The 21,688-nt window shown below is 71.8% G+C and carries 25 protein-coding genes and 1 riboswitch; of the genes, 14 read left to right on the top strand and 11 right to left on the bottom strand.

All coding sequences use genetic code 11. The features are described 5' to 3' along the window. Positions 1–14 precede the first annotated feature (14 nt). Positions 15–1,352, top strand: a complete 1,338-nt coding sequence (locus ACFY1U_RS16945) for a PLP-dependent aminotransferase family protein (RefSeq protein WP_390694896.1) — start codon at positions 15–17, stop codon at positions 1,350–1,352. On the opposite strand, the gene ACFY1U_RS16940 is transcribed toward ACFY1U_RS16945, so the two are convergent. Together ACFY1U_RS16940 and ACFY1U_RS16935 are read right to left on the bottom strand one after the other, a co-directional pair. Next, positions 1,335–2,327 carry a hypothetical protein gene (locus ACFY1U_RS16940; RefSeq protein WP_390694895.1) on the bottom strand — a complete coding sequence of 331 codons (993 nt, stop codon included), beginning with the start codon at positions 2,325–2,327 and terminating at the stop codon, positions 1,335–1,337. The two genes, ACFY1U_RS16945 and ACFY1U_RS16940, sit on opposite strands and share 18 nt — an antisense overlap. 293 nt (positions 2,328–2,620) lie before the next feature. Next, entirely contained in the window at positions 2,621–3,088 is a 468-nt protein-coding gene (locus tag ACFY1U_RS16935) for a hypothetical protein (protein WP_390694894.1), read from the bottom strand. A 237-nt stretch (positions 3,089–3,325) separates the two neighbouring features. On the opposite strand from ACFY1U_RS16935, the gene ACFY1U_RS16930 reads away from it, so the two are divergent. The 4 genes from ACFY1U_RS16930 to ACFY1U_RS16915 all read left to right on the top strand — a co-directional run bounded on the left by ACFY1U_RS16930 (position 3,326) and on the right by ACFY1U_RS16915 (position 6,535). Next, a complete protein-coding gene (locus tag ACFY1U_RS16930) occupies positions 3,326–3,640 on the top strand; it encodes a hypothetical protein (RefSeq protein WP_390694893.1) in 315 nt (104 codons plus the stop codon). Further along, the gene (locus tag ACFY1U_RS16925; RefSeq protein ID WP_390694892.1) at positions 3,637–4,593 is read left to right on the top strand and encodes a WXG100 family type VII secretion target; all 957 of its coding nucleotides are present in this window, start codon (positions 3,637–3,639) and stop codon (positions 4,591–4,593) included. Before ACFY1U_RS16930 ends, ACFY1U_RS16925 begins: the two co-directional genes overlap by 4 nt. Further along, positions 4,593–5,228, top strand: coding sequence for a hypothetical protein (locus ACFY1U_RS16920; RefSeq protein ID WP_390694891.1), 636 nt, complete (start codon positions 4,593–4,595; stop codon positions 5,226–5,228). Before ACFY1U_RS16925 ends, ACFY1U_RS16920 begins: the two co-directional genes overlap by 1 nt. A gap of 95 nt (positions 5,229–5,323) precedes the next feature. Continuing rightward, entirely contained in the window at positions 5,324–6,535 is a 1,212-nt protein-coding gene (locus tag ACFY1U_RS16915; RefSeq protein WP_390694890.1) for a hypothetical protein, read from the top strand. Positions 6,536–6,543: 8 nt separating this feature from the next. Here the strand turns inward: ACFY1U_RS16915 and ACFY1U_RS16910 are convergent, their stop codons facing one another. The 4 genes from ACFY1U_RS16910 to ACFY1U_RS16895 form a co-directional block, all read right to left on the bottom strand. Further along, the gene (locus tag ACFY1U_RS16910; protein ID WP_390694889.1) at positions 6,544–6,768 is read right to left on the bottom strand and encodes a hypothetical protein; all 225 of its coding nucleotides are present in this window, start codon (positions 6,766–6,768) and stop codon (positions 6,544–6,546) included. A gap of 78 nt (positions 6,769–6,846) precedes the next feature. Further along, positions 6,847–8,082 carry an amidohydrolase gene (locus ACFY1U_RS16905; RefSeq protein ID WP_390694888.1) on the bottom strand — a complete coding sequence of 412 codons (1,236 nt, stop codon included), beginning with the start codon at positions 8,080–8,082 and terminating at the stop codon, positions 6,847–6,849. Between the two features lie 253 nt (positions 8,083–8,335). Further along, positions 8,336–9,112 (bottom strand): NPP1 family protein, encoded by a 777-nt coding sequence (locus tag ACFY1U_RS16900; protein ID WP_390694887.1) that lies wholly within the window; start codon positions 9,110–9,112, stop codon positions 8,336–8,338. Positions 9,113–9,300: 188 nt separating this feature from the next. Continuing rightward, positions 9,301–9,453: a hypothetical protein gene (locus tag ACFY1U_RS16895; protein ID WP_390694886.1), complete on the bottom strand. Its 153-nt coding sequence runs from the start codon at positions 9,451–9,453 to the stop codon at positions 9,301–9,303. Between the two features lie 108 nt (positions 9,454–9,561). Here ACFY1U_RS16895 and ACFY1U_RS16890 point away from each other — a divergent pair, with 108 nt between their 5' ends. From ACFY1U_RS16890 to ACFY1U_RS16880, 3 genes are all read left to right on the top strand, one after another. Further along, positions 9,562–10,908 (top strand): tetratricopeptide repeat protein, encoded by a 1,347-nt coding sequence (locus ACFY1U_RS16890; protein ID WP_390694885.1) that lies wholly within the window; start codon positions 9,562–9,564, stop codon positions 10,906–10,908. A gap of 83 nt (positions 10,909–10,991) precedes the next feature. Beyond that, positions 10,992–11,735: a GAF and ANTAR domain-containing protein gene (locus ACFY1U_RS16885; RefSeq protein ID WP_390694884.1), complete on the top strand. Its 744-nt coding sequence runs from the start codon at positions 10,992–10,994 to the stop codon at positions 11,733–11,735. Positions 11,736–11,786: 51 nt separating this feature from the next. Then, complete coding sequence (locus ACFY1U_RS16880) at positions 11,787–12,017, top strand: ribosomal protein L7/L12 (protein WP_390694883.1); 231 nt, start codon at positions 11,787–11,789, stop codon at positions 12,015–12,017. 25 nt (positions 12,018–12,042) lie between these two features. On the opposite strand, the gene ACFY1U_RS16875 is transcribed toward ACFY1U_RS16880, so the two are convergent. Next, on the bottom strand, positions 12,043–12,846 hold the full coding sequence (locus ACFY1U_RS16875; protein ID WP_390694882.1) for a hypothetical protein: 804 nt from the start codon (positions 12,844–12,846) through the stop codon (positions 12,043–12,045). 292 nt (positions 12,847–13,138) lie between these two features. Between ACFY1U_RS16875 and thrS the strand changes: the two genes are divergently transcribed. Next, positions 13,139–14,359: a threonine--tRNA ligase gene (gene thrS, locus ACFY1U_RS16870; protein WP_390694881.1), complete on the top strand. Its 1,221-nt coding sequence runs from the start codon at positions 13,139–13,141 to the stop codon at positions 14,357–14,359. Between the two features lie 74 nt (positions 14,360–14,433). Beyond that, positions 14,434–15,399 (top strand): nucleoside hydrolase, encoded by a 966-nt coding sequence (locus tag ACFY1U_RS16865; protein WP_389072532.1) that lies wholly within the window; start codon positions 14,434–14,436, stop codon positions 15,397–15,399. Here the strand turns inward: ACFY1U_RS16865 and ACFY1U_RS16860 are convergent. Then, positions 15,396–16,460, bottom strand: coding sequence for a HoxN/HupN/NixA family nickel/cobalt transporter (locus tag ACFY1U_RS16860; RefSeq protein ID WP_390694880.1), 1,065 nt, complete (start codon positions 16,458–16,460; stop codon positions 15,396–15,398). The two genes, ACFY1U_RS16865 and ACFY1U_RS16860, sit on opposite strands and share 4 nt — an antisense overlap. A 27-nt stretch (positions 16,461–16,487) precedes the next feature. Beyond that, a riboswitch (cobalamin riboswitch) is annotated at positions 16,488–16,675 on the bottom strand. A gap of 80 nt (positions 16,676–16,755) precedes the next feature. Between ACFY1U_RS16860 and ACFY1U_RS16855 the strand changes: the two genes are divergently transcribed. Next, positions 16,756–17,115 (top strand): ArsR/SmtB family transcription factor, encoded by a 360-nt coding sequence (locus ACFY1U_RS16855; protein ID WP_390694879.1) that lies wholly within the window; start codon positions 16,756–16,758, stop codon positions 17,113–17,115. Positions 17,116–17,222: 107 nt separating this feature from the next. On the opposite strand, the gene ACFY1U_RS16850 is transcribed toward ACFY1U_RS16855, so the two are convergent. Together ACFY1U_RS16850 and ACFY1U_RS16845 are read right to left on the bottom strand one after the other, a co-directional pair. Further along, a complete protein-coding gene (locus ACFY1U_RS16850; RefSeq protein WP_390694878.1) occupies positions 17,223–18,182 on the bottom strand; it encodes an LAETG motif-containing sortase-dependent surface protein in 960 nt (319 codons plus the stop codon). A 252-nt stretch (positions 18,183–18,434) separates the two neighbouring features. Then, the gene (locus tag ACFY1U_RS16845) at positions 18,435–19,169 is read right to left on the bottom strand and encodes a DUF4142 domain-containing protein (RefSeq protein ID WP_390694877.1); all 735 of its coding nucleotides are present in this window, start codon (positions 19,167–19,169) and stop codon (positions 18,435–18,437) included. A 246-nt stretch (positions 19,170–19,415) separates the two neighbouring features. Here ACFY1U_RS16845 and ACFY1U_RS16840 point away from each other — a divergent pair, with 246 nt between their 5' ends. After that, a complete protein-coding gene (locus tag ACFY1U_RS16840; RefSeq protein ID WP_390694876.1) occupies positions 19,416–20,099 on the top strand; it encodes a DUF6445 family protein in 684 nt (227 codons plus the stop codon). 9 nt (positions 20,100–20,108) lie between these two features. Here ACFY1U_RS16840 and ACFY1U_RS16835 read toward each other — a convergent pair whose 3' ends face one another. After that, a complete protein-coding gene (locus tag ACFY1U_RS16835; RefSeq protein WP_390694875.1) occupies positions 20,109–20,477 on the bottom strand; it encodes a DUF6479 family protein in 369 nt (122 codons plus the stop codon). A gap of 82 nt (positions 20,478–20,559) precedes the next feature. Here ACFY1U_RS16835 and ACFY1U_RS16830 point away from each other — a divergent pair, with 82 nt between their 5' ends. Beyond that, on the top strand, positions 20,560–21,102 hold the full coding sequence (locus ACFY1U_RS16830) for a GrpB family protein (protein ID WP_390694874.1): 543 nt from the start codon (positions 20,560–20,562) through the stop codon (positions 21,100–21,102). A gap of 71 nt (positions 21,103–21,173) precedes the next feature. Continuing rightward, complete coding sequence (locus ACFY1U_RS16825) at positions 21,174–21,593, top strand: luciferase family protein (protein ID WP_390694873.1); 420 nt, start codon at positions 21,174–21,176, stop codon at positions 21,591–21,593. The last annotated feature ends 95 nt before the right edge of the window (positions 21,594–21,688 follow it).

Raw genomic sequence — 21,688 nt, 5'->3', positions numbered from 1 at the left:
AACAGGGGGGCCTGGTGGACGCGTACCGGCGGATAGCCGACCGCATAGCCGACGACATCGCCGCCGGACGGCTCCGGCCGGGCGAACGGCTGCCCCCGCAGCGGAAGTTCGCCCGGCGGCACGGGATCGCGGCCTCCACGGCGGAGCGGGCCTACGGCGAGCTGGTCCGGCGGGGGCTGGTCGTCGGCGAGGTCGGCCGCGGCACCTTCGTACGGGCCGCCCGGACCGGACCCGCCGGGCGGGCGTTCACCGAACCGGCGACCGCGGCCCCGGTGAACATGGAGCTCAACTACCCTTCCGCGCCCGGCCAGTCGGAGCTGCTCGCCCCCGCCCTCGCGCCGATGCTGCGCCCCGACGTCCTCACCGAGGCCCTGCGCCCGGCCCCCGCCGCCGGGACCGCGCAGGCCCGCGAGGCGGTGGCGGCCCTGCTCGCCACACCCGGCTGGCGCCCGGCCCCCGAGCGACTGCTCTTCACGGGCAACGCCCGCCAGGCCATCGCCGCCGCCCTCGCCTCCCTGGTCCGGCCGGGCGGCCGGGTGGGGGTCGAGGAGCTGACGTATCCGCTGGTCAAGGAGATCGCGGGCCGGCTGGGCGTCCGGCTGGTCCCGCTGGACACGGACGAGGGTGGGCTGCGTCCGGAGTCGGTCGCGGCCGCCCACCGGGCCGCTCCCTTGTCGGCGCTGTACGTCCAGCCGACCCTGCACAACCCCACGTCCATGACGACGGGTGAGGCGCGGCGGCGTCAACTCGCCGAGGTCGTCAGCGACTTGGACATCCCCGTCGTGGAGGACCGCATCTGGTCCTTCCTCGCCGACCCGGCCGAGGCCACCGACCCGCTCGCCGCGTACGCGCCTCACCTCACCCATGTCGTCGACGGCCTCTCCAAGCGGGTCGCGCCCGGGCTCACGGCCGGCTTTCTCGTCGTACCGGCGCATCGGGTGGATGCGGTGGCGGCCGCGGTGCGGTCCGGGGGGTGGAGTGCCGGGCGGTTCGCGCTGGAGGCGGGGGTGCGGTGGATCGGGGACGGGACGGTGGAGCGGCTGGTGGCGGCCAAGCGGGAGGATGCGGCGCGCCGGCAGCGGCTGGTTGCCGAGCAGCTGGAGGGGTTTCGGGTGCGGGGCGCTCCGCTGGGCTATTTTGCCTGGTGGGAGCTGCCTGCGGGATGGCGAGCTGACACCTTTGCCGCGGCGGCGGCCGTGCATGGGGTCGCCGTCACGCCGGGCACTGCTTTTGTGGTTGATCCCAAGCGGACCCCGGATGCCGTCCGGCTTGGTCTCGCTTCGGCTGCTTTGCCTGATCTGGAGCGGGCGCTGGGGGTGCTCGCCGGGTTGGCGCTAAGGGCTCCGTTGTAGGTCTTGGGATTCGTCTGCGGGTGCTTCGTGGCTGGTCGCTCCCCCACTCTCGGCTTCGCTCGAGCGGGGGGACCCCCATCGCGGCGGAGCCGCAGATCGATGATGTCCCGCGCCCCTATGGGGCGCGAAGCGTCCCGCTAGCCAAGCCGCCAGGGCGACCGTCAGGCCCAGGGCGATCAGGAGCCAGCACGTGTGGCGGAGGGTGGCCGTCAGGGCGTCGTAGACGGCGGCCGCGGCCGGCTGCTGGGTTTCGTCGGGGAGGTCGGCGAGGGTGAGGTGGCGGCCGATGGTGACGGCGAGGGCGAGCAGCGCGCCGCCGAGTGCCGTGCCGAGGGCGGTCGCGGTGACCGCGCGGCGGCGGCAGGCGGCGACGGCGATCCCGGTCACGGCGAAGACGACGGCCGCCACGGGCAGCCAGAAACCGGCGACTTCCAGCACGTGGAATCCCTTCCGGAAGCGGTCCAGTTCCTGGGCCGGGAGCACCGCGACCTCGGTGTGCTCGACCGGGATGCGGTTCGCCAACGGAACGTGTTCCACGGCGAGTTGATGCTTGACCTGGGCGGTGACAGGGGCGAGGTCGACGGTGACGTCGCGGTCGCTCTCGTCGCGCAGGGCGCGCAGCACCGCGTCGTGGACCGCCCGGTTCCCGGAGTCCCAGGCCAGCCGGAAGGCCTCGGTGCCGGTGAAGGAGTGCACCGCGTCGTGCACGAAGGGGCGCACGGTGCCCCGCAGCGGCCGTACGTCCCCCCGGCCGTCGACCTTCTCCATGATCCCGGCGCCGACGGTGTCCGCGACCGCGTCCCGCACGGCGGGGTCCCCGGCGAGCGGCGCCATCGTCGTGACGTAGCGGCTCGTGTCGGTCAGGTCGTACGCCGCCCAGGCCGCGAGGGTGCCGCACGGCGCCAGCAGACACGCGAGGGCGATCAGTGCCGCCGACAGGGCGTGCCGCAGGCGCTCAGGTCGCTTGGGGGCCACGTCTCCAGGCAACGGCCCGGGAGCGGGGCGCGCGAGCGGGGCGCCCCCATATGGGTTCCGTCCGGGCGCGCCGCACCCCGGGGCTTGTCCGGCGGATCAGATTGGCTCGCGCGCCCTGGCCGCGCTCCCCCGGTGCCTCAGGGGCGGGTGGGGACCTCCAGCGGCGTCGTCGGCGCTCTCCCTCACTCTCGGCCTCGCTCGAGCGAGCGGGCCTCCATGTCGCCGCTCGGGGACGCCGGAAGGCGCAGTCCTGCAGCCGGTTTGATCCGCCGGGCAGGTCTTCGTGCTGCCGGTCAGCGGATGCGGTTGCCGACGGCGTCCTCGCGCGTGTAGTAGCGGTAGAAGAACACCAGGAAGACGCCCGCCGTGACGACCACGCCCAGGGCCACCGAGCGGTAGACCGACTCGCCGGTCTGGCTGTAGAGGAAGGCGACCGCGGCGCCCGCGAAGCAGGACTTCACCAGTGAGTGCAGTTCACGCTTGAGCAGCGGTGCGAACGTCGCGACGGCGATGCACAGCACGATGAACACGGCCGCCGTGACGAAGCCGAACAGGATGTTCCAGCCGGTGACGGGGCCGCCGCCGCGCCGGTTGGCCGCGGCCCAGAAGCCGTAGACGAGCCCGAGGGCGACGGGGATGCCGTACCGCCCCAGGGTGTGGACACGCTCGTCGAACAGGTCGGGGGTGCGCGTGGGCCGGGCCGCGCGGTTCCGCCTGACCTTGCCCATCATTCCGCCGGACGTGGGTGCCGCTTGAGCCATGAGAGCACTCCTCTCTCTCCTCGCCCCTGCCTACCAGAGCACACCTGGAGGCAGGGCCTGGCAAGTCGGTGGGCGGGGGCAGTTCCCGGGTGTGGTTCGCCCGGGCAGGGGCGAGGGACATTTTTGCGCGATCTTGACCGGGATTGGATCTCCCTTTTCCCTGGTTTGGCGAGGCCGCTACCGCGCGTTCCTAGACTCCGGGGAGCAACGCACGCGCTTGCAAACAATGGGGGACTCATGGGGGACGGCTTCCACGTCGACCCGGACATACTGCTCAAGTTCGCGGCACAGGCCGAGCAACACCTCGACGACCTGCCGCGGGTGGCCTCGGCGCTCGCCCACATCACCGTGCCGGGCGGCGCGTTCGGCAAGCTGCCGGACTCCGACGAACTGCACTCCGCCTATCTGGAGCACGCGGCCGCCGCCGAGCACAACGTGCAGGACCTCGTCTCCGTCCTGGCGGACGTGGCCAAGGGGCTCCGGGACGTCGGCGGCCAGTATCTGAGCAACGAGTACGACCTCGGCCAGGGGATGGACGGCATCGGCGCATGAGCGACACGGCAGCCGCCTACGCCTGGACGAGGAAGGAACCCGCGCCGCTCCCGCCGCTGGAGGACGTGGGGCCCAGCGAGGAACACGGCCTGGACGCCGGCATCGACGACCTCGTCCGGGGCGTCCTGGAGGCGACCGGCATGCTCGACGAGCTGGAGAAGGTCACCGGCATGCCGGCGCGGCTGCATGAAGCGGCGCAGAGCTGGCACGACCAGGCCAAGGCGCTCCAGTCGCTGGCCGACGCCCTGCGCATGGGTGCCGCGAAGCTCCCCGAGCACTGGGAGGGGGAGGCTTCGGCGTCCTTCGGCCGCGGCATGGGCGAGTTCGTCGACGCCATCGATCAGACCGCCGAGGACATGGGCCGGACGGCGGAGATCCTGGGCAGCGCCGCGAAGGAGTGCAAGCTCGCCGAGGACACCGTCGTCGCCATCATCCGCGAGGCGATCGAGATGATCGCCATGACGGTGGCCGCGGGACTCATCACCGACCTGCTGACGGCGGGCCTCGCCACGGCCGTGGACGCGCTCGCGGTGGACGCCGAGGTCGCCGTCTACGTGGAGCGGGTGGAACAGGTCTCCTCCAAGCTCGGCAAGGCGCTTCGGGAACTGATGGACGCCGTGAAGGACATGAAGAAGGGGGAGAAGACCTTCAAGGACGTGCGCAAGGCCGCCAAGGGTGTCCGCAAGATGGCCGGCATCCGCGGCATGGGTGGTGAGGGTACGCACAAGGGCCTCGTGTGGGCCGCCCACCACGAAGGGATGAAGCAGCTCAAGGAGCATGTCTTCAAGCCCCTCTTCGGCGAGGCCCCCGGGCTCACCGGAGACCCGAAGGAGCCCCTCAAGGAGGCGCTGCAGAGCGACACCGTGAAGGAGGCCTGGGAGCGGGACCAGCGGCTCGCCGACGACCAGCCCTACCGGGTGAACAAGCGCACTATCGAAGAGGACTTCGGCTGATGACTACGGAACGGGACGTGCGACCTGACGAGTACGTCGCCCGGTCCCTCCCGCGCGGTGAGCAGCTTCACCGTGCCTTCTCGGCCGGTCTTGACCCGTTGGCGCCGGAGCGGGTTCCGCGCCGCCACCGGCCGCCGCGTCCGCCCGGGCACGGGACGGAGGACCGGAGTTTCCGGGGCCTGGGGGTGCTGTTGCTTCCCTTGTACTGGATTGCTGCGGCGGGTGCTGTGCTGATGGCCCCGGTGGAGAAGGTGGAGGACTGGTTCTGGCGCGGCTTCGGCATGTGGCGGCTGGTGCGCGGCCGGGTGTGGCAGGGCGGCTGGGAGAGCGACGCGGGGCGGTTCGTGATCGCGGTGCGTTCGGGTGACCGGCGCGGGAGCTACGAGAACGACCGTTTCCTGCTGACGTTCACCGACCGCCGAGTACTGCTGCTCAGCTCCTCGTCGTCGCGGGAGCACGAGACCCCCGAGCTCTTCGCGGAGTATCCGCGGCATGTGGTCCGCCTGCGCAGCGAGCCGCACCCCGCTCGCCACCGCAACCGGGTGGACCTCGCCTTCCCGGACGGCTCCTGGGTCGCGCTCGCGATCGGCAGGCGGGACGAAGTGGGCGAGGTGCGGCGGTACCTGGCGTCCTGAGGCGCACCGGACGATTTCGGTCCTGACACCCGCCTTTGCACCCGCAGCGGTTACGGTGCTGCCGTAAGTGATCGACGGGGGATGGGGAGGGAACGATGCCCGGAACCGTGCTGCTGCTCGCCGCGTCCCCGGCGGGCAAGGGGTGCCTGGTGGACGCGGCGTCCGTGCTTCCCGTCCTCGCGGCCGTCCCGCCCGCCGTGCTGTCCGGCACGGACACGGCGAACGTCGTCGAACTCGCCGACCCGCTGGAACCGCAGGCCGTGCTCACCCGCTTGCGGGCCGCCGCGGGGTCCCCGGGGCCGCTCACCGTCTTCGTCACCGGGCAGCTCCAGCTCGACCGCCGTCAGCGGCTGCCGCATCTGGCGCTGGCCCGTACGACGCCCGCGACGGTGCGCTACACCGGGCTGCCATGGCACTGGATCCGGGAGGAACTGCGGCTGCGGGCGGTTGGTTCCACCACGCTTTTCCTGGATGTGCACGCGGATGCCGAGGCCTGGGAGTGGCTACGGAGCGCTCCGCTCGACTGCGGGGCCAACAACGCCGTCTACGGCCGCGTGGCACCTCCGCCGGCGCGGCGGGCGGTGGCGGTGCCCGCGTATATGAAGGCCGTGGCGACGATTCTGCGCAGCGGCCGGCGGCCGGCACCTGCGGAGCTGCATCAGCTGGCGCTGGGCCGTGTGGGGGCGGAGGGGCATGCGGACCTGGTGCTGGGCACGCCCGGCGTGGGCGCTCCCGTACCTGGGGGCTTCGCCCCCAGACCCCCGTATCGGCCTGAACGGCCTCGTCCTCAAACGCCGGACGGGCTGAAAGATGCCGGCCGGCGGCCAAGTGGCGCTGGCGGGCCGGATGCCCACACCGCCCACACCGCCCACACCGCCCACTCCGATCCCCACTCCGCCGTCTCCGCCGCCGTCCAAGCAGGCCGTCACCCCGACGCCGATGCTCTCGCCGCGTACCACGAGCAAGTCGCCGTACGTGCGCACGGGCCGGGGTCCGAAGAGGCCCTGCACTGGGCCGAAGTGCGGGCGGATCTGGCGATGTTCGCCGGGGATCCGGTGCGCAGCTGCCGGACCTGGCTCGGGGTGGCCGCCGCGCGGCTGGCGGCGGGGCAGGCGGCGGACGCGCCCGCCGTGGAGGCGGCCGTGGACCGGGCGCACCACCAGTGGGGGCAGGTCCGGGACGCGGCCGCGGCGCGGGAACTCGGGGCGTCGCTCGCCGAGTTGCGCTCGCGGGTGCCGGGGCGCAGGCAGGGGGCGCTGGACCATGTGCGGCGACAGCTGCGGCAGTTGCAGACCCAGGGCTGCTGACCGGGCCCCTACATCTCGGCGGTGGCGAACAGCTCCAGATGCCCGCACTGGGGGCAGCGGTACGCCTCGATCTGCCGCTTGGGCCGACCCATCCGCTTGGCGCCTCCGAGGGGTCCCCGCTCCAACGCACCCTCGATCCAGCGCGCGTAACCGCGCGCACCCTGGCCCTCGTCCTCGATGAAACCGTCCATCAGGCCGATGGTGCCGCAATAGGTGCACTTGTAGTTGTTCACGCGGTGAGTGTAGGAGCGCGATCACTCCGTGAGACAAGTGAGCCACGTGAGATACGCGGGCTACGTGAGATGCGCGGGCTACGTGAGGTACGCGAGTGCGCCCGACACCAGCGTCCGTACGCCCGGCGTGACCGTCGACAGATCCGGTGCGAAGTGCGGGCTGTGGTTGCTCGGGACCGCCAGGAACTTCTCCATCAGGTCGCTGCCGGGCGCCGCGTCCCACACGGCGGCCGGGGTGGTCGTGACGAACCAGTAGGAGTACGGGATCCCGCCGTGCGCCAGGTGCGGGAAGTCCTCGCTGCCCATCACCGGGCCGAAGTCGAGGACCGTCCCGGCCCCGAGCACCTCCTCGTGCACGGCGGCGATCCGCCGGTCGGTGTCGGCGTCGTTCGTGGTCACGGGGAAGGTCGCGCCGACCGTGATCTCCGGCTCCCGCGGGCAGCCTGCGGTCAGGGCCTCGCCCGCCGCGATGCGCCGGATCGCCGCGATCATCCGCTCGCGCACGTCGTCGGACTGGGTGCGCAGATTGAGGGCGATGCGCGCCTCGGACGGGATGATGTTGTGCCGGGTGCCCGCCTCGATCCGGCCGACGGTGAGCACGGCGGACTCGCGGGCGGCGATCTCCCGGGAGACGACCGTCTGGAGACGGGTGACGAGGTAGGCGGCGGTGACGACGGGGTCGACGGTCGTCTCGGGACGGGAGCCGTGGCCGCCGCGGCCGTGCAGGACGATGTCGATGTCCGTCGACGCCGACATGATCAGGCCGGGCGAGTGGGCGTAGAAGCCGACGGGCCCGGGCGCCGCGTGCTGGCCGAGCAGGACGTCCGGGCGCGGGAAGCGCTCGTACAGGCCGTCCGCGATCATCCCCTGGGCGCCCTGGCCGGTCTCCTCGGCGGGCTGGCCCACCACCAGCAGGGTGCCGGACCAGGTGTCGCGCCCGGCGGCCAGCGCCGCGGCCGCGCCCGCCAGCCAGGTCACATGCAGGTCGTGCCCGCAGGCGTGCATCACGCCGGGCGCGGAGGAGGCGTACGGCAGGCCCGTCTCCTCGTGCACCGGCAGCGCGTCCATGTCGGCGCGCAGCAGGACCGTCGGGCCCTCGCCGTTGCGCAGGACGCCCGCGACTCCGGTGCCGCCGACGCCCTCGGCGGTCTCGTAACCCGCCTTGGTGAGCCGCTCGGCCAGCTTGGCGGCCGTGCGGTGCTCCTGGAGCGACAGCTCGGGGTGGCGGTGCAGGTCCCGGTAGAAGTCCTCCAGGTCGGACACCGGGAGATCGGCGGTGAGGTCCAGCGCGGTGCGGGCGGCGGGTGACGGCATGGGGGCAGCGTAGGCGGCGCCGGGCTCGGGGAGGGCGGGGTGCCTCATATTGCGACGGCCCGGGAACGAGGATGCGGCCGCCGACGCGAAGGGGGGAGTGTGCGTCGGCGGCCGCGGGGCCAGGGGGGTGGGCCCCGGTGCAAGAGCCTGGCAGGCGGAGAGTTGATCGGCACCCCGGTTCATGGGGGTAATCAACTTCCGCGAGCCCGTCGTCTGCCCGTGATCTGCGGGTCGGGTGCCGGTCGGATGCCGGTCAGGCGTACGGGTCGAAGGTGATGCCGCTCGGCTTGGCCTTGTTCAGGTGGTCGGCGAACTTCGCGTCCTGGAGCGGGAAGTTCGCGCTGCCCCAGTCGGAGGCGTTCAGCTTGTCGCGCAGCGTGGACGCCAGTTCGGACCAGCTGAGCAGGTTCTCCTGGTGCCAGGCACCGGTCTCGTTCTCCGGCGTCTCGCCCCACTTGGCGAAGCGGAAGGCGTGGGTGGACGCGCCGTCCTTGTGGTAGACGGCCTCGACGCGCTGCCCGCTCATCGGGACGTCGGCCATCGGGTGGGTGCTGAAGCCGCCGTGCCGGGAGGCCGACAGATACGCCGGGGTGGACGCGCCGTCCTGGACCCAGACGACCATGCACTCCCAGTCGTGGCGGTGGCCGATGCCCGGGGAGGCCTCGTCCTTCTCGAAGTAGCTGGCGTAGATGATCCCGCACCAGCCGTTGTTGCACTTGGACCGCGAGTAGGTGTTGGCGTGCCCGAGGTGGCCGGAGCGGCACTCGCCGGTGATCGGGCCGGTCGGCTTGAGACCGCCGTTGAGATTGCCGCTCGGGTCGATCGCGGCGGCCGGCTGGCAGCTGTCCGTGTCGTAGTCGTAGACCGGCTCGAAGTTCTTCTCGAACGAGGTCGCGTTCTCGGGCAGGTTCTGCAGCACACCTGCAGAGGCGCTGCCCGCCACGGCGAGGGCGAGTGCGGCGGCGCTGCCGGTGACGGCGGCGGCCCTGGCGAGGCGGCGGGACCTGGCGCTGCTGACTGCTGGGGGCATGGGGGCTCCAGTCGACGGTCCGTTCGTTCCGGACATGACATCCGGGTGCGGGACGAAGACTGGCAAGCTGCAAGGCCGGAGGAAAGGGCTTTCCGTCAAATTCGGGGTGGCTTTTCACCCGACTGATCGACGCGCGTGGGCGGCGGGAAGCCCCCGGCGGGGCGAGGGCGGCTGGTCGTGCCGCCTGGTCAGCCCCCGTGGTGGACCTGCTGCACCTGCCCGGCCGGCCTCGTGTCGGCCGCCTTGGCCGGGCCCGCGTTGGCTGCCAGGACCAGGGCGGCCACTGCGACGATGGCCGCGCCGAACCCTCGGGCGTAACGCTCGGAGATGTGTCGGAGCACGGCAACCTCTCAACAGCGTCTCAACAGTGTTGTATTAAACGTGCTTAAGACGCCGTTTAACGTAGAGGTCGACGGGGGCCAACGGCAAGAGGTTCAGGGGGAGTTGTCGTGTCGGACCGTGACGATCCGGTGACCATAGGTCGCAGAGTCCAGCAGTTGCGGTCCGAACGCGGGCTCACGCAACGGCAGTTGGCGGAGCCCGCCTACACCCCCGCCTACATCTCCACCCTGGAGGCCGGCCGGGTCCGCCCCTCCGGCGAGGCGCTCAGGCACATCGCCGAGCGCCTCGGCATCGCCTACGACGAGCTGGTCACCGGACGTCCGGCCCGCCTCGCCACCGATCTGCGCCTCGGGCTGACCGAGGCGCAGCGCACGCTCGCCGGCGGCGAGGCCGAGCAGGCGGCGGAGCAGTACGCGGCGCTGCTCGCCGAGGCCGAGCGCCACGACCTCGTCGACGTCCAGGCGGTCGCCCTGCTCGGGCTCGGCGAATGCGCCCTGGACACCGGAGAGCTGGAGGTCGCCCGGCAGTACTTCGAGCGCTCCGAGCGCGCACTCGCCGACGCGCCGCTGCCCGCCCGGGTGCCCGCCCTGCGCGGTCGGGCCGTCTCCCACTACCTGGCCGGTGAACTCCGTTACGCCGTCTACCTGCTGGAGTCCGCCCTGGACGAGCTGAACCGCGGCGGACTGCACGACCCGGACGCGCTGCTCCTCCTCTACGCCAGCGTCATCGGCCCCTACATGGACATGGGCGCCCAGGCCCGCGCCGCCCAGGCCGCCGAGTTCGCGCTCGCCCTCGCCCCGCAGTCCGGGGACCCCGCGCTCGTCGCCCGTATGCACCGCTCGGTGGCCCGCACCCTGCTCGCCGAGGGCCGTATCGCCGAGGCCGACGCCTCCCTCGCCAAGGCCGCCGAGCTGTACCGCACCCTCCAGATCCGCACCGAACTGGCCAACTGCCACTGGATGCGGGGCTACGTGTGCGCCCAGAACGGCGAACTCGACCGCGCGGAGGGAGAGTTGAGGAAGGCGCTCGACATGCTCTCCGCGGGGCGCGCCGCGCTCTACAGCAGTCAGGTCGCCGTCGAGCTCGCCGACGTACTGCACCGGCGCGGCAAGTCCGACGAGGCCGCAGCCCTCCTGCGGGACGTGCTCAGCGACGCTCTCGGCCCCGAGCGCGGCGCCCTGCACTCCGCCGCGGCCCACCGGCTGCTGGGCATCATCGCCGAGGACGCCGGCGACACGGAGGCCGCCGAGGAGCACTACGTCCGTGCCCTGAGCATGCTGGAGCGGGCGGGCGCGGCCGGCGACCTGGCCGACCTGTGCCGGCTGCTCGGCGATCTGCTGCGCCGCACCGGCCGGGTGGAGGCGGCCCTGGACGCGTACCGCACGGGCCTCGGCCACCGTACGGCCCCCGGCACCACCACCCTCGGCCCGGCACCCGCACAGCCTCCTCTGTGACCTCGACCAGGGGTTATTTGCCTGGTCGGCAGGCCGACAGCGTTTCGCCCCCCGGTGCATGGGTAGTCGGGCAGCGTCCTCAGATGCAGGCCCCGCTGCGATCGGAGGAGGCGATGGGCGTGGACGCGGTCAGGGCCGTCGACGTGATCGCCGAGGTGGTGCGCGACGCCCGTCCCGGGGAGACACCCGCCCGGTTGTGCGCGGTGGCGGTGAAGCTGCTGCCGGTCGTCGGCGCGAGCGTGTCGCTGCGCGGCAGCGGCATACCCATCCGGCTCGCCGCGAGCAACTCCCTCGCCTCGTATCTCGCGGACGCCCAGACCACTCTCGGTGACGGCCCGTGGCTGTACGTCTACCGGACCGGCGCCCCCGTGCTCGCCTGCAACCTGACCACCGGCCGGGACCAGCAGCGCTGGCCGGTGTTCGCCCGGCAGGCGGTGGCCGTCGGCGTCCGGGCCGTGTACTCCATGCCCCTGGGCAGCGACGCCGGCCTGACCGTGGGCACGCTCGACCTCTACCGCGACACGCCGGGCGACCTGACCGAGGACGAGCTGCGCCGTGCCCAGCTCGTGGCCGCCGTCATGACGCTCGCCCTCACTGCTCTGCCGCGGGAGGAGCGCGGCAGCGGCGACGAGGAGGCCTGGCTGGGCGGTCTGGCCACCGAGCACGACGAGGTCTACCAGGCCATCGGCATGGTCATGGCGCAGCTCGGCACCGATGCCGAGGAGGCCTCGGCCCGGCTGCGCGCCCGCGCCTTCGCGCAGGGCCGCACCACCCTCGAGGTGGCGCACGACGTGATCTCGCGCCGGGAGCGACTGGACGGCGACTGAGCGACCGCGGGACCCCGGTACCCCGGGGACCCCGGGAACTATGATCACGGAATGGACCTTTTCGACAGCCGGATCCCCCGTCTGGAAAAACGAGTTGCCCGCATCGAGCACAAACTCGACCTCATCCTCGCCCACTTGGGACTGACCGAGCCGGAACCGTGGTCGGACGAGGTGAACGCGCTGGTTCGGGACGGCAAGAAGATCCAGGCGATCAAGGTGTACCGGGAGGCGACAGGGGCGGGCCTGAAGGAGGCCAAGGACGCCGTGGACAAGCTCGGTTAGACCTCGGCCATCGGCCGGGCACCGGTCACACACGCAGCCGCGGCTGCTTCCTGACATCGGCCAGCCGCTGCGCGCCCACCTGGACGAAGGCCTTCGTGGTGTCGGCGGACACGTCACCCGTACCGCCATGGGACAGGGCGATCGTGTCGTCGCCGACGCGGACCACGGCGACGTCGAGGGTGAGCAGGGTCTGCTCGCCGGTCGCCGTCGCACCCGTGAACGTGACCCGCAGCCCCTGCCGGTCGTCGCCGACCACCGGCAGTACGGCCTCGTCGACCCGGACGTTCTGGAGGGCGCCGCGCCCGGTCACCGCCGTGAACTTGGCGCAGGTCTTCGGCAAGGTCCGCATCCAGGCCAGCGTCCGGGCCACGGCGGCGGACTTCAGCGACAGGACCTGGTACCGCAGCTGCGTCTGGTCCATCGCGTCGTCGAGCCCGACCACGGCCCGCGTCCCGGTGGCGTCCGCACCGAACAGGTCGTCCGTGTACAGCGCCTCGAGGAGCTTGCGGCACTCGGGCACGTCGGCGTGACTCTTGAGCACCCCGTCCCGCCAGGTCGCGGCCCCCTCCGTGGGCGCCCACGGCGCACCCAGATCCGCCTGGGTCACCAGCGCGGCCTGAGCCTGCGCCTCGGTGAGGGGCGGGGGTGCGGCGGGGGCCGTGGCGGACGGCTTCGCACGGGGCCCGGCACTGTGCGAAGCCGTGGGCGACTGCTTCTTCGCCCCCGGTTCCGGGTCCACGCCCACGATGAGACCGCACGCACTCACGCTCACCAGCGCCCCCGCGGACATCGCGGCGACGACGAGGACACGGGACGGGCTGCGAGTCATCGGACGCCTCCTGGCCACCTCAAGATCGGTTACGTCTCCAAGGGACCACCGCGTACGACACCCCACCAGCGCGCCGGGCCGTCCGGGTTACGCACCGTGCAAAAACCCGTCGCGCCCGTTCCCGCCCCCGCGTTACCGTCCTCCCATGCAGCGCGACCGGTCGTTCCTCACGACGACGCCGGAGAGTGTCCCGGCGCGCTGATCCATGGACTGGATGTCCGAAGCCCCGGGGCGAGTGCCCCGGGGCTTCGTCGTGGGTCGCTCGCCCTCCCCCGTCGCGAGGAGAGAGACCATGTACGACCACCGTCGGCTCGGCCGTGAGCTGGAACTGTTCGACACCGACCCGCTGATGGGCGCGGGGCTGCCGTACTGGCTGCCCGACGGTGCAGTCGTGCGGCACGCCCTGGAGGAGTACATCCGCGACCGGGAACGCGCGGCCGGCTACCGCCACGTGTACTCGCCCCTCCTCGGCAAGCGCGAGCTGTACGAGATCTCGGGGCACTGGTCGCACTACAGCGACGACATGTTCCCGCCCATGGACCTGGGCGGCGAAGAGGTCGTCCTGCGGCCCAGCCTCTGTCCCCACCACGCCCTCATCTACCGGTCCCGGTCGCACAGCTACCGCGAACTACCGCTCCGTATCGCCGAGTTGGGCGGCATGTACCGGTCCGAGCTGTCCGGGGTGCTCGGCGGCCTCACCCGCGTACGGTCCATCCAGCTCAACGACGCCCATATCTTCTGCACCCTGGAGCAGGCGGTGGCCGAGGCCCGCGACGCGCTGGAGCTGATCGGCCGCGCCTACGCCGACCTCGGCATCCGCGCGTCCCGCTACCGGCTGTCCCTGCCGGGCGAGGGCGGCAAGTACGTCGCCGACCCAAAGCTGTGGGAGCGGGCCACCGGGCTGCTGGAGGAGGTGCTGGCGGGCGCTGGTGTCGCGTACGAGGCGGCGGAGGGCGAGGCCGCCTTCTACGGGCCCAAGATCGACGTCCAGGTCGTCGACTCGGCCGGCCGCGAGGCCACCCTCTCCACCGTCCAGATCGACTTCCATCAGCCGGAACGCTTCGATCTGCACTACATCGGCGCCGACGGCGCGAAACACCGGCCGGTCATGGTCCACCGCAGCATCATCGGCAGCGTGGAGCGGGCGGTGGCGCAGATGATCGAGGAGCACGGCGGAGCCTTCCCGGCCTGGGTCGCACCCGTCCAGCTCGTCGTGCTGCCGGTGTCCCGGGCCCAGGAGGAACAGGCGCACGACCTCGTACAACGGGCCCTGGCACGCGGGCTGCGCGCCGAGTTCGCCGGACCCGGGCAGGGCAGCCTCGGCGCCCGCATCCGGGCGGCGCGCCTGGTGCCGTACCAGGCGGTGATCGGCGAACGGGAGGCCGAAGGCGACCTGGCGGCCCTACGGCTGCGGGACGGACGGCGTCCCGGGGCAGTCCCGGTGGAACGACTGCTGGAACGGATCGCGGCGTGCGTCGGCACCCGCGGCGCCGAACTGTGGGCGGCTGCGTAAGGTCACTGTCGTAGCCCAGGACGCGTAGCCCGTGTCGTGAGGATCTGTGTCGTCGTAGTGAGAGGAGCCAGGCCGTGACCGGTCAGCCCATCCCGGTGATCATCGACTGCGACACGGGTGTCGACGACGCCCTGGCCCTGCTGTTCGCCGTACGCCACCCGGGGATCGACCTGCGCGCGGTCACCTGCGTCGCCGGGAACACGGACGTGGACGGCGTCGTCCGCAACACCCTCACCGTGCTGGAGCAGGCCGGCGCCCCGGACATCCCCGTCGGCCGGGGCGCCGAGCGCCCGCTGATCGAGCCCGCCCGCTCGGCACGGCATGTGCACGGCTCCGACGGCATGGGTGACCTCGGCCTGCCCGCGCCCGCCCGCACCCCCGCCGACGTGGACGCGATCACCCTGCTGCGCCGGGAGATCCTCGCCTCGCCGCGCCCGGTCACCCTCGTCCCCACCGCGCCCCTGACCAACATCGCCCTGCTGCTGCGCACCCACCCCGAAGTCACCCGCAACATCGAGCGGATCGTGTTCATGGGCGGCGCGGTGGCCACCGGGAACGCCACGGCGGTCGCCGAGTTCAACGTCTGGCACGACCCGGAGGCGGCGGCCGTCCTGCTCACCGCCGGAGTACCGATCACGATGTACGGCCTGGACGTCTTCACGCAGGTCGTCGTCCCCGGCGCCGATGTGCACCGGCTGCGCGCGAGCACCGAGCCCGGCACCCGGCTGGCCGGCGAACTCCTCGCGCACCGGCCGGCCCACCAGGGCGAGGCCCCCGAGGCGGAGGAGGCGGGCGGTCTCGGCGACGCGGGCGCGGTCTGCACGGTTGTCGACCCCGCGGGCATCACCAGCCGTCTCCTCCCGGTCGAGGTCGCCCTCGCCCCCGGCCCGACCCGCGGCCAGACGATCGTCGACCGCCGCCCCCGCCCCGGAGAGTCGGAGATCCACGAGGGTGTCCGCGAACAGCCCTTGGTGGACGTGGCGTTGGAGGTCGACGTCGAGCGGTTCGTGAAGCTGTACCTGGAGACGGTGGAGCGTTAGCGCTCCGCCGGGGGCGCGGCCGGCTCCGCCCACCGCTGCTCCACCCGGGCCGCCTTCCAGTACCCCACCGCCGCCACCCACACCACCACGAACAGGCCGACGATGATGTAGCCGACGTTGGCCAGGTCGAGGCCGAAGAGTTCCATCGTGGCGATGAAGAAGGCGACGGCGATGGACAGCCCGGTGATGGTGAGGTTGTAGAACACCTTGCGCACGGGGTTGGAGAAGGCCCACTGGTAGGCGAAGTTCATGAACGTGCCGTCGAGCGTGTCGAACAGGCTCATGCCGGCCGCGAAGAGCAGCGGAAGGCACAGGATCGCGTACCAGGGCAGCCCGGCCGCCGCGCCGGAGCCCGCCATCACCATCAGCGTGACCTCGGTCGCCGTGTCGAAGCCCAGGCCGAAGAGGAAACCGAGCGGGAACATCTGGCCGGGGCGGGAGATGGACCTGGTCAGACGGCCGAGGATCCGGTTCATGAACCCCCGTGAGTTCAGGTGCTGTTCCAGCTCCTTCTCGTCGTACGTCCCCGCCCGCATCGCCCGGAAGACGCGCAGGATGCCGACGAGGGCGACCAGGTTCAGCGCGGCGACGAGATAGAGGAACGTCGCCGAGATCGTCGTCCCCATGAAGCCGAGCACCTGGTGGGTGCGGGAGTGCTCGTTCATGACCTTGTCGGCGAGCTGGGTGCCGCCCGCGATCATCGCCGCCAGCACCACGACCACACTGGAGTGCCCGAGCGCGAACCAGAACCCCACCGACACCGGCCGTTTGCCGTCGGCCATCAGCTTGCGGGTGGTGTTGTCGATGGCGGCGATGTGGTCGGCGTCGAAGGCGTGCCGCATGCCGAGGGTGTAGGCGGTGATGCCGAGGCCGAGCCCGAAGGCCTTGTTGCCGACCTCGTAGTGCCCGGGGACGACCAGGAGGAAGAGGATGCCGAAGGCGACGACGTGCAGGGCGGTGATCACCGCCATCAGCCCGGCCGTCTTGACGGTGTCCTCGCGCCGCCAGCGGAAGGAGGCGGGCGCCTCGGATTCGGGCAGGGACGTCCCGGGCAGGGTCATACGGTCACGCTCCAGCACCTCGTGGATCACTTCGTGAGATGCCGTGGCCGGTCTCCTGGCTTACGGGTCGTGCGTCCGCCGCCCGCCTTCCCAGCCGCCTTGGCGGCCAGTGGCTGTCCCTCGCGGGACGTGGGCGACGAACTCCCCGATCACAGTGGCGAGGGCCGCGTCGGCTTGGCACCGACTTCCCGAACACCACGGCCCGCCCACCGTAGGGCCGCCGGTGGTCCCCTGCATAGCTGCATACCTGCGCAGGTATTGAAGATCACATACGGGTGCCTGCGAGGATGGCCGTATGCATCTCGTCCCGGCCGACCGCGCAGACCGCCGCACGATCGACGGCCACCGGGTGTGCGAGGCCATCGAGGCCATCGGCGACGCCGAGCACGTCCGCACCTGGGCCGACCGCTTCTCCCTGCTCGCCGACCCCAAGCGGCTCGCCCTGCTGATCGCCCTGCACCGCACGGGCCCGCTGGCCGTGTCCGATCTGGCGATCGCGACCGGCATGAACGACCCCGCCGTCTCACAGGCCTTGCGCCTGCTCAGGGCGGCCGGTGTGGTGGCGGGCGAGAAGGAGGGGCGCGTGGTGCGCTACCGGGTCGTCGACGACGACGTACGGCTGCTGCTGGGGCACTGCGTGGCGGACGGGAGCTGACCGGGCCTCGGATCCGGCAGGACGAACGCCCCGGAGCGGGGGTCTCCGGGGCGTTCGTATCGGGAGTGGCTATCGGGGTGTCCGCCGGGCTGTCCGGCGGGGGCGGATCAGGAGCGGGCCGTCCGGCGGCGCCTGGTCACGACGACGATCGCACCGCCGGCGGCCAGGAGCGCCGCGGCGCCGCCGGCGATGAGGCCGGAGTCGCTGCCGCCGCCGGTCTGCGCGAGGCCACCGCCGGCGCTCGCGGTGGCCGCGGGGACGGTGGTCGACGCGGAGGCGACCGGGGTGTCGGTCCCGCTCGGCGTCGACGCGGAGGCGCTCGGGGTCGGGGAGGGGCTCTCCCCGGCCGGAGCCGAGGGCTGTCCGGACGCCGGGGCGGAGGCGGGCGGGCTGGACGGCGGCTGCGACTCGGTGCTCGTGCAGTCCTTCGTGCCGCCGTTCCAGGACGCGATCAGCTTGTCCTTGATGACCGGGTGGTCGGGGCCCTTGGGCAGGTCGCCGTGGACGAAGCCGTCCTTCGCGTCCGGCTTGCCGTCGAACTTCACGGCGCCCCGGTAGAGGTCGATCTGCGCGAAGCAGCCGGCGTCCGGCACGGCGATGTCGAGGGAGTCGGTCTGGCCCTGCAGAGCCGTCACCGAGTCGAAGTCGACGAAGACCTGCTCGCCCGAGGTGGCGAAGGACGGGCCGTGGGCGAGGTAGGAGGCCAGGGAGGCCGTGCAGGTCGTGGCGTCGCCCGCGGTACGTACCTTGATGTGGACCTTGCCGTCGTCGGTGGGCTTCAGGGTCTGGTCGTCGACCTTGACCGAGTCGTAGAAGCTGGTGCCGTCCAGCGAGAACTGGCAGCGGTCCGTCTCCGTCTTGGTGCCCGCACCGGTGCCGGGCCGGTAGCCGTCGGCGTGCTTCCAGCCGTCACCGCCGGGCGTGCCGGTGGCCCAGGCTCCCGAGGCCGCGGCGACGGTGGCGGCGCACAGGGCGAGCGAGGCGGCGCCCGCTCCCAGGAGGCGGCGCGCGGTACTGCGTTTTACCGGGGGATAACCCCCGGACCCCCAGCGACTGGCTGTGGACATGCGGATCCCCATCTTGGCGTGTGCAGTTCCCGGCGCGGCGGCGCAGGGCAGCACGCCGCGCCCGGCCGCTCCGGGGGTGAATGGTCTGAGGAACACCGGGCCCATTGGTCACATGCGCCCCAGTGCGATCACATCGTGGATCTGTTGGCGGAACGCTGTCAACCTGCGGTAACCGACGGGTAGTTCAATCGTCCATTACAATTTCGCCACAGACGGAAGGGGCGGCTCCAGTACCCCGGAGCCGCCCGGTACTCACCTCACGGTCGGGCTCGGGGCGGCGTTCTGGCCGGTCGAGGACTCGCCGGGCAGAATCGGCGGCTGGGTGGTGCTGTCCACCGGCGGGGTGAGGACGACCTCCGGCTGGCCCGCGACCGGGGGCGGCGGGGTCAGATCGCTGGCCGGCAGCTTCGGCGGGGTCGTCTCCTGGAAGAGGACCTGGTCGAAGTTGACCAGACCGGTCTGCTCCATGACCGTGATGTGGTCCAGGACCGTCGCGTTGGCCTGGTCGGCCAGCACGCGTACCACCGTGTTCTTGGTCGTCGAGCGGATCTTCGCGATCGTGTTGAAGATCGAACCGTGCGTCACGCGCAGGATGTTGGCGAAGTCCGTGTCGAACTGCTTGCCCTGGTCCGCGGCGAGCGTGTTGATGAAGCCGACCTGCTGGGGGCTGGCCACGTTGGGGATCGTGATGTTCAGCATCGTGCTGATCTTGCGGCAGCTGGCGTCCAGCGCGGCGTGTCCGTCGATGAGGTGCTTGCTCGCGGTGATGACCGCCTTGCTCTGCCCCTTCTTCAGGCCCATCTGGCCCACGGGGTACTCCCACAGACCGGCCGCGCGCACCTTGACCACGAAGTCCCGGTCGGCCTCCGTCAGCGGCCCCCACTGTGTCTGAGCGATGACTCTCGATCCGTCGCTCGACACGGTGTTGACTCCGAGCATCGCGGGATAGGCGAGCGCGGCCAGGGTCAAGCTCAGAGCCCCGCCCACGAAGAGAGTTCCCGTCGCATTCCGCGAAAAGCGCACCGTGCCTCCTGCCCGGTCGGGGGGTCCCGCCGGCGGACGGCGGGGGGGTCGACGGAGGGGAGTACGGATGAGGTTCCGGTGCGGAACCTTTTGGTTTGGTAAAAAACGGCGGGTGTGAGTCAGGTAACGGCCGGTGGGGCCCGGCCGGTTGACGGAATGTTGACCAATTCACGGGAGAGACCAGGCAAACACCGGACCTAAATTCGCCCCATGCCCCCACAGCCCCGGAAAGCCCCGACAGCCCTTCCCGTCCTCCCGTACCGCAAGCCCACGAAGGGCCGCGACTACTGGGTCATCGATGACGTCCTGCCCGACGTGGACGCCGTACGGGAGCGCTGCCTCGCGAAGGACGACTGGGTCAAGGGATACCCGTACACCTCGGAGACCTGGCCGGGCCTGCGCACCATGCCGGGCCTGGAGCCCGCCGAACTCGCCCGCGTCGAGCGCCTGGTGAAGAAGTCGACCGGCGCCAAGGAACTCTGGGTGCAGGAGGCTCCCGGCGGCGGCACCCTCAACCACAACTGCATCCAGGTCGTCGGCGAGGGCGAGAGCGAGCCGCGCCCGCACACCGACTCCCGTGCGCTGTGCCGCTATGCGGCGGTGCTGTACCTCAACCCCGGCGTCCCCAAGGACTGCGGGACCGCCTTCTACCGGCAGTCCCTGCCCGGCGGCCGGCTCGGCGGCAACGTCGTGCAGGCCCCGCACAACAACCTCGTCGAGGCCCTCGGTACGCGGTTCGTCCCGGGGGACCACTTCGAGGAGGACGTACGGGTCCCGCACAAGTACAACCGTCTGCTGCTCTACAACGCCAACCTGGTGCACAGCGCGACGGGCTACTCCGGCAGCACCCTGGAGGAGAAGCGCATGACGGCGGTGTTCTTCTGGATGGCGTAGTACGGGGCCTCAGACGCGCCCCACGCCGCCGCTGCCGAAGGAGCCGCTGGAGCCGGGCAGCCAGCGCCGGCGGTGTTGGTCCTTCCCTGTCCTCGTTCCGGATGGGTGGAGCTCGTAGGGCATGAGCCGTTCCTTGCCCTCGGCGTGCGGCACCTCGTCGGGTTCCCGCATCTCGCGCGTCTCCCAGACGGGGCCGCCGTCGGGGAGGTGGGGCTGCTCGTCCGGGTTGGGCCGCGGAAGTTCGCGGTCCCGGACCTTCATGCCGAACTGCACGGCCCAGATCAGTGCGCCAGCGATGATCAGGCCACCGACAAAGGCGGCGATCACGTTGAGTACCTCACTCGACGTGGCCGCAACAACAAACGTCGCAGTACTCATGCCCTCATTATCGCCGAACGGGAGCGATTGGGGACTTTTCGGTATTTTCGCAGGTCGCGGCCCCTTTCGAGGGTGTGTGTAGGTGCACGTCGTGCGCGTGGTCGACTACGACCCCGGCTGGCCCCGCAGGGCATCCGACGCCGCGGACGCCCTGCGCGCGGCGGCCCCCGGCCTGTTCGTCGCGCTGGAGCACATCGGCTCCACCGCCGTCCCGGGCCTCGCGGCCAAGCCCGTCATCGACCTCATGGGGGCCGTACCGGCCCTCACCGACGTCGGCCCCCATGAGCCGGCGCTCGCCGCGCTCGGCTTCCTCCCCCACGACAACGGAATGACCGACCGGCTCCTGTACGTCCGCGCCGAGGCCGGCGTCCGCAGCCACATCCTGCACGTGGTGACGCAGGACAGCTGGCCCACCCGCAACCAGCGCATCCTGCGGGACCATCTGCGCGCCCACCCCGAGGAGGCGGCCCGCTACGCCGAACTCAAACGGGCCCTCGTGGCTGCCGGCACCCCGGCCCGGGACTACTCGCGTGCGAAGACGGTCCTCCTCCAGGAGCTGACCGACCGGGCCCGCGCGGAGCGCGGTCTGCCGCCGGAGCCTGTGTGGGAGAAGGGGCCGCAGTGAACTACGTCTCCTGCGGGTTACGGATCGCTCAAGCCCTGGTGTCCGTGCGGTGAGCGCCGCACCATGGGCGCATGACACCGGCGCAGAGAGCCATGGACCAGCTGGCCGCGTGGCCCGACCTCAGCCCGTGCGAGGCCGGCTGCGGCACGGGCCGGGCGCTGCGTTCCGTACGTGACGAGATCGTGCACTTCCACTCCGAGCGGGACGTCGACCTGCATCTCACCACCCCCGCGATCCAGCGGCTCCACTACGACTTCGCGGAGTCGACCGCCATCCGTCTGGTGCCGGGCTCCCGCTGGGTCACCGTCCATCTCGACTGCGAGGCCGACGTCGACCTGCTGCTCAGCCTGGTCAGCGTCGCCCTCAAGGCCCATTCCGCGCACCCGGGGCACCCGGCGCCGGCCGTGTGCAACTTCCACCGTGTCACGGTGCTGGCGCGCGACGACGCCGACGATACGGACGAGCTCGGCGGGGTCGACGAGGTCGGATAAGGCCGAGAACAGGGCCCTGCACCGGACGTCCGCACACCGGAAACCCCCTCCACAACTGTCACAGACATGCCATACGCTGCTCCCGGCAGCCGCGC

The organism is Streptomyces sp. NPDC001351 (assembly GCF_042896045.1).
GTDB lineage: Bacteria > Actinomycetota > Actinomycetes > Streptomycetales > Streptomycetaceae > Streptomyces.
Note: the sequence above shows the minus strand (reverse complement) of the source record. Positions and strands in the feature narration are given on the sequence as shown.

Excerpts from the sequence above, each read along its gene's own strand:
- ACFY1U_RS16935 (WP_390694894.1), bottom strand. The coding sequence starts at position 3,088 with ATGGCTCAAGCGGCACCCACGTCCGGCGGAATGATGGGCAAGGTCAGG.
- ACFY1U_RS16930 (WP_390694893.1), top strand. The coding sequence starts at position 3,326 with ATGGGGGACGGCTTCCACGTCGACCCGGACATACTGCTCAAGTTCGCG.
- ACFY1U_RS16925 (WP_390694892.1), top strand. The coding sequence starts at position 3,637 with ATGAGCGACACGGCAGCCGCCTACGCCTGGACGAGGAAGGAACCCGCG.
- ACFY1U_RS16920 (WP_390694891.1), top strand. The coding sequence starts at position 4,593 with ATGACTACGGAACGGGACGTGCGACCTGACGAGTACGTCGCCCGGTCC.
- ACFY1U_RS16915 (WP_390694890.1), top strand. The coding sequence starts at position 5,324 with ATGCCCGGAACCGTGCTGCTGCTCGCCGCGTCCCCGGCGGGCAAGGGG.
- ACFY1U_RS16905 (WP_390694888.1), bottom strand. The coding sequence starts at position 8,082 with ATGCCGTCACCCGCCGCCCGCACCGCGCTGGACCTCACCGCCGATCTC.
- ACFY1U_RS16900 (WP_390694887.1), bottom strand. The coding sequence starts at position 9,112 with ATGCCCCCAGCAGTCAGCAGCGCCAGGTCCCGCCGCCTCGCCAGGGCC.
- ACFY1U_RS16885 (WP_390694884.1), top strand. The coding sequence starts at position 10,992 with ATGCAGGCCCCGCTGCGATCGGAGGAGGCGATGGGCGTGGACGCGGTC.
- ACFY1U_RS16880 (WP_390694883.1), top strand. The coding sequence starts at position 11,787 with ATGGACCTTTTCGACAGCCGGATCCCCCGTCTGGAAAAACGAGTTGCC.
- ACFY1U_RS16875 (WP_390694882.1), bottom strand. The coding sequence starts at position 12,846 with ATGACTCGCAGCCCGTCCCGTGTCCTCGTCGTCGCCGCGATGTCCGCG.
- thrS (WP_390694881.1), top strand. The coding sequence starts at position 13,139 with ATGTACGACCACCGTCGGCTCGGCCGTGAGCTGGAACTGTTCGACACC.
- ACFY1U_RS16860 (WP_390694880.1), bottom strand. The coding sequence starts at position 16,460 with ATGACCCTGCCCGGGACGTCCCTGCCCGAATCCGAGGCGCCCGCCTCC.
- ACFY1U_RS16855 (WP_390694879.1), top strand. The coding sequence starts at position 16,756 with ATGCATCTCGTCCCGGCCGACCGCGCAGACCGCCGCACGATCGACGGC.
- ACFY1U_RS16850 (WP_390694878.1), bottom strand. The coding sequence starts at position 18,182 with ATGTCCACAGCCAGTCGCTGGGGGTCCGGGGGTTATCCCCCGGTAAAA.
- ACFY1U_RS16840 (WP_390694876.1), top strand. The coding sequence starts at position 19,416 with ATGCCCCCACAGCCCCGGAAAGCCCCGACAGCCCTTCCCGTCCTCCCG.
- ACFY1U_RS16835 (WP_390694875.1), bottom strand. The coding sequence starts at position 20,477 with ATGAGTACTGCGACGTTTGTTGTTGCGGCCACGTCGAGTGAGGTACTC.
- ACFY1U_RS16825 (WP_390694873.1), top strand. The coding sequence starts at position 21,174 with ATGACACCGGCGCAGAGAGCCATGGACCAGCTGGCCGCGTGGCCCGAC.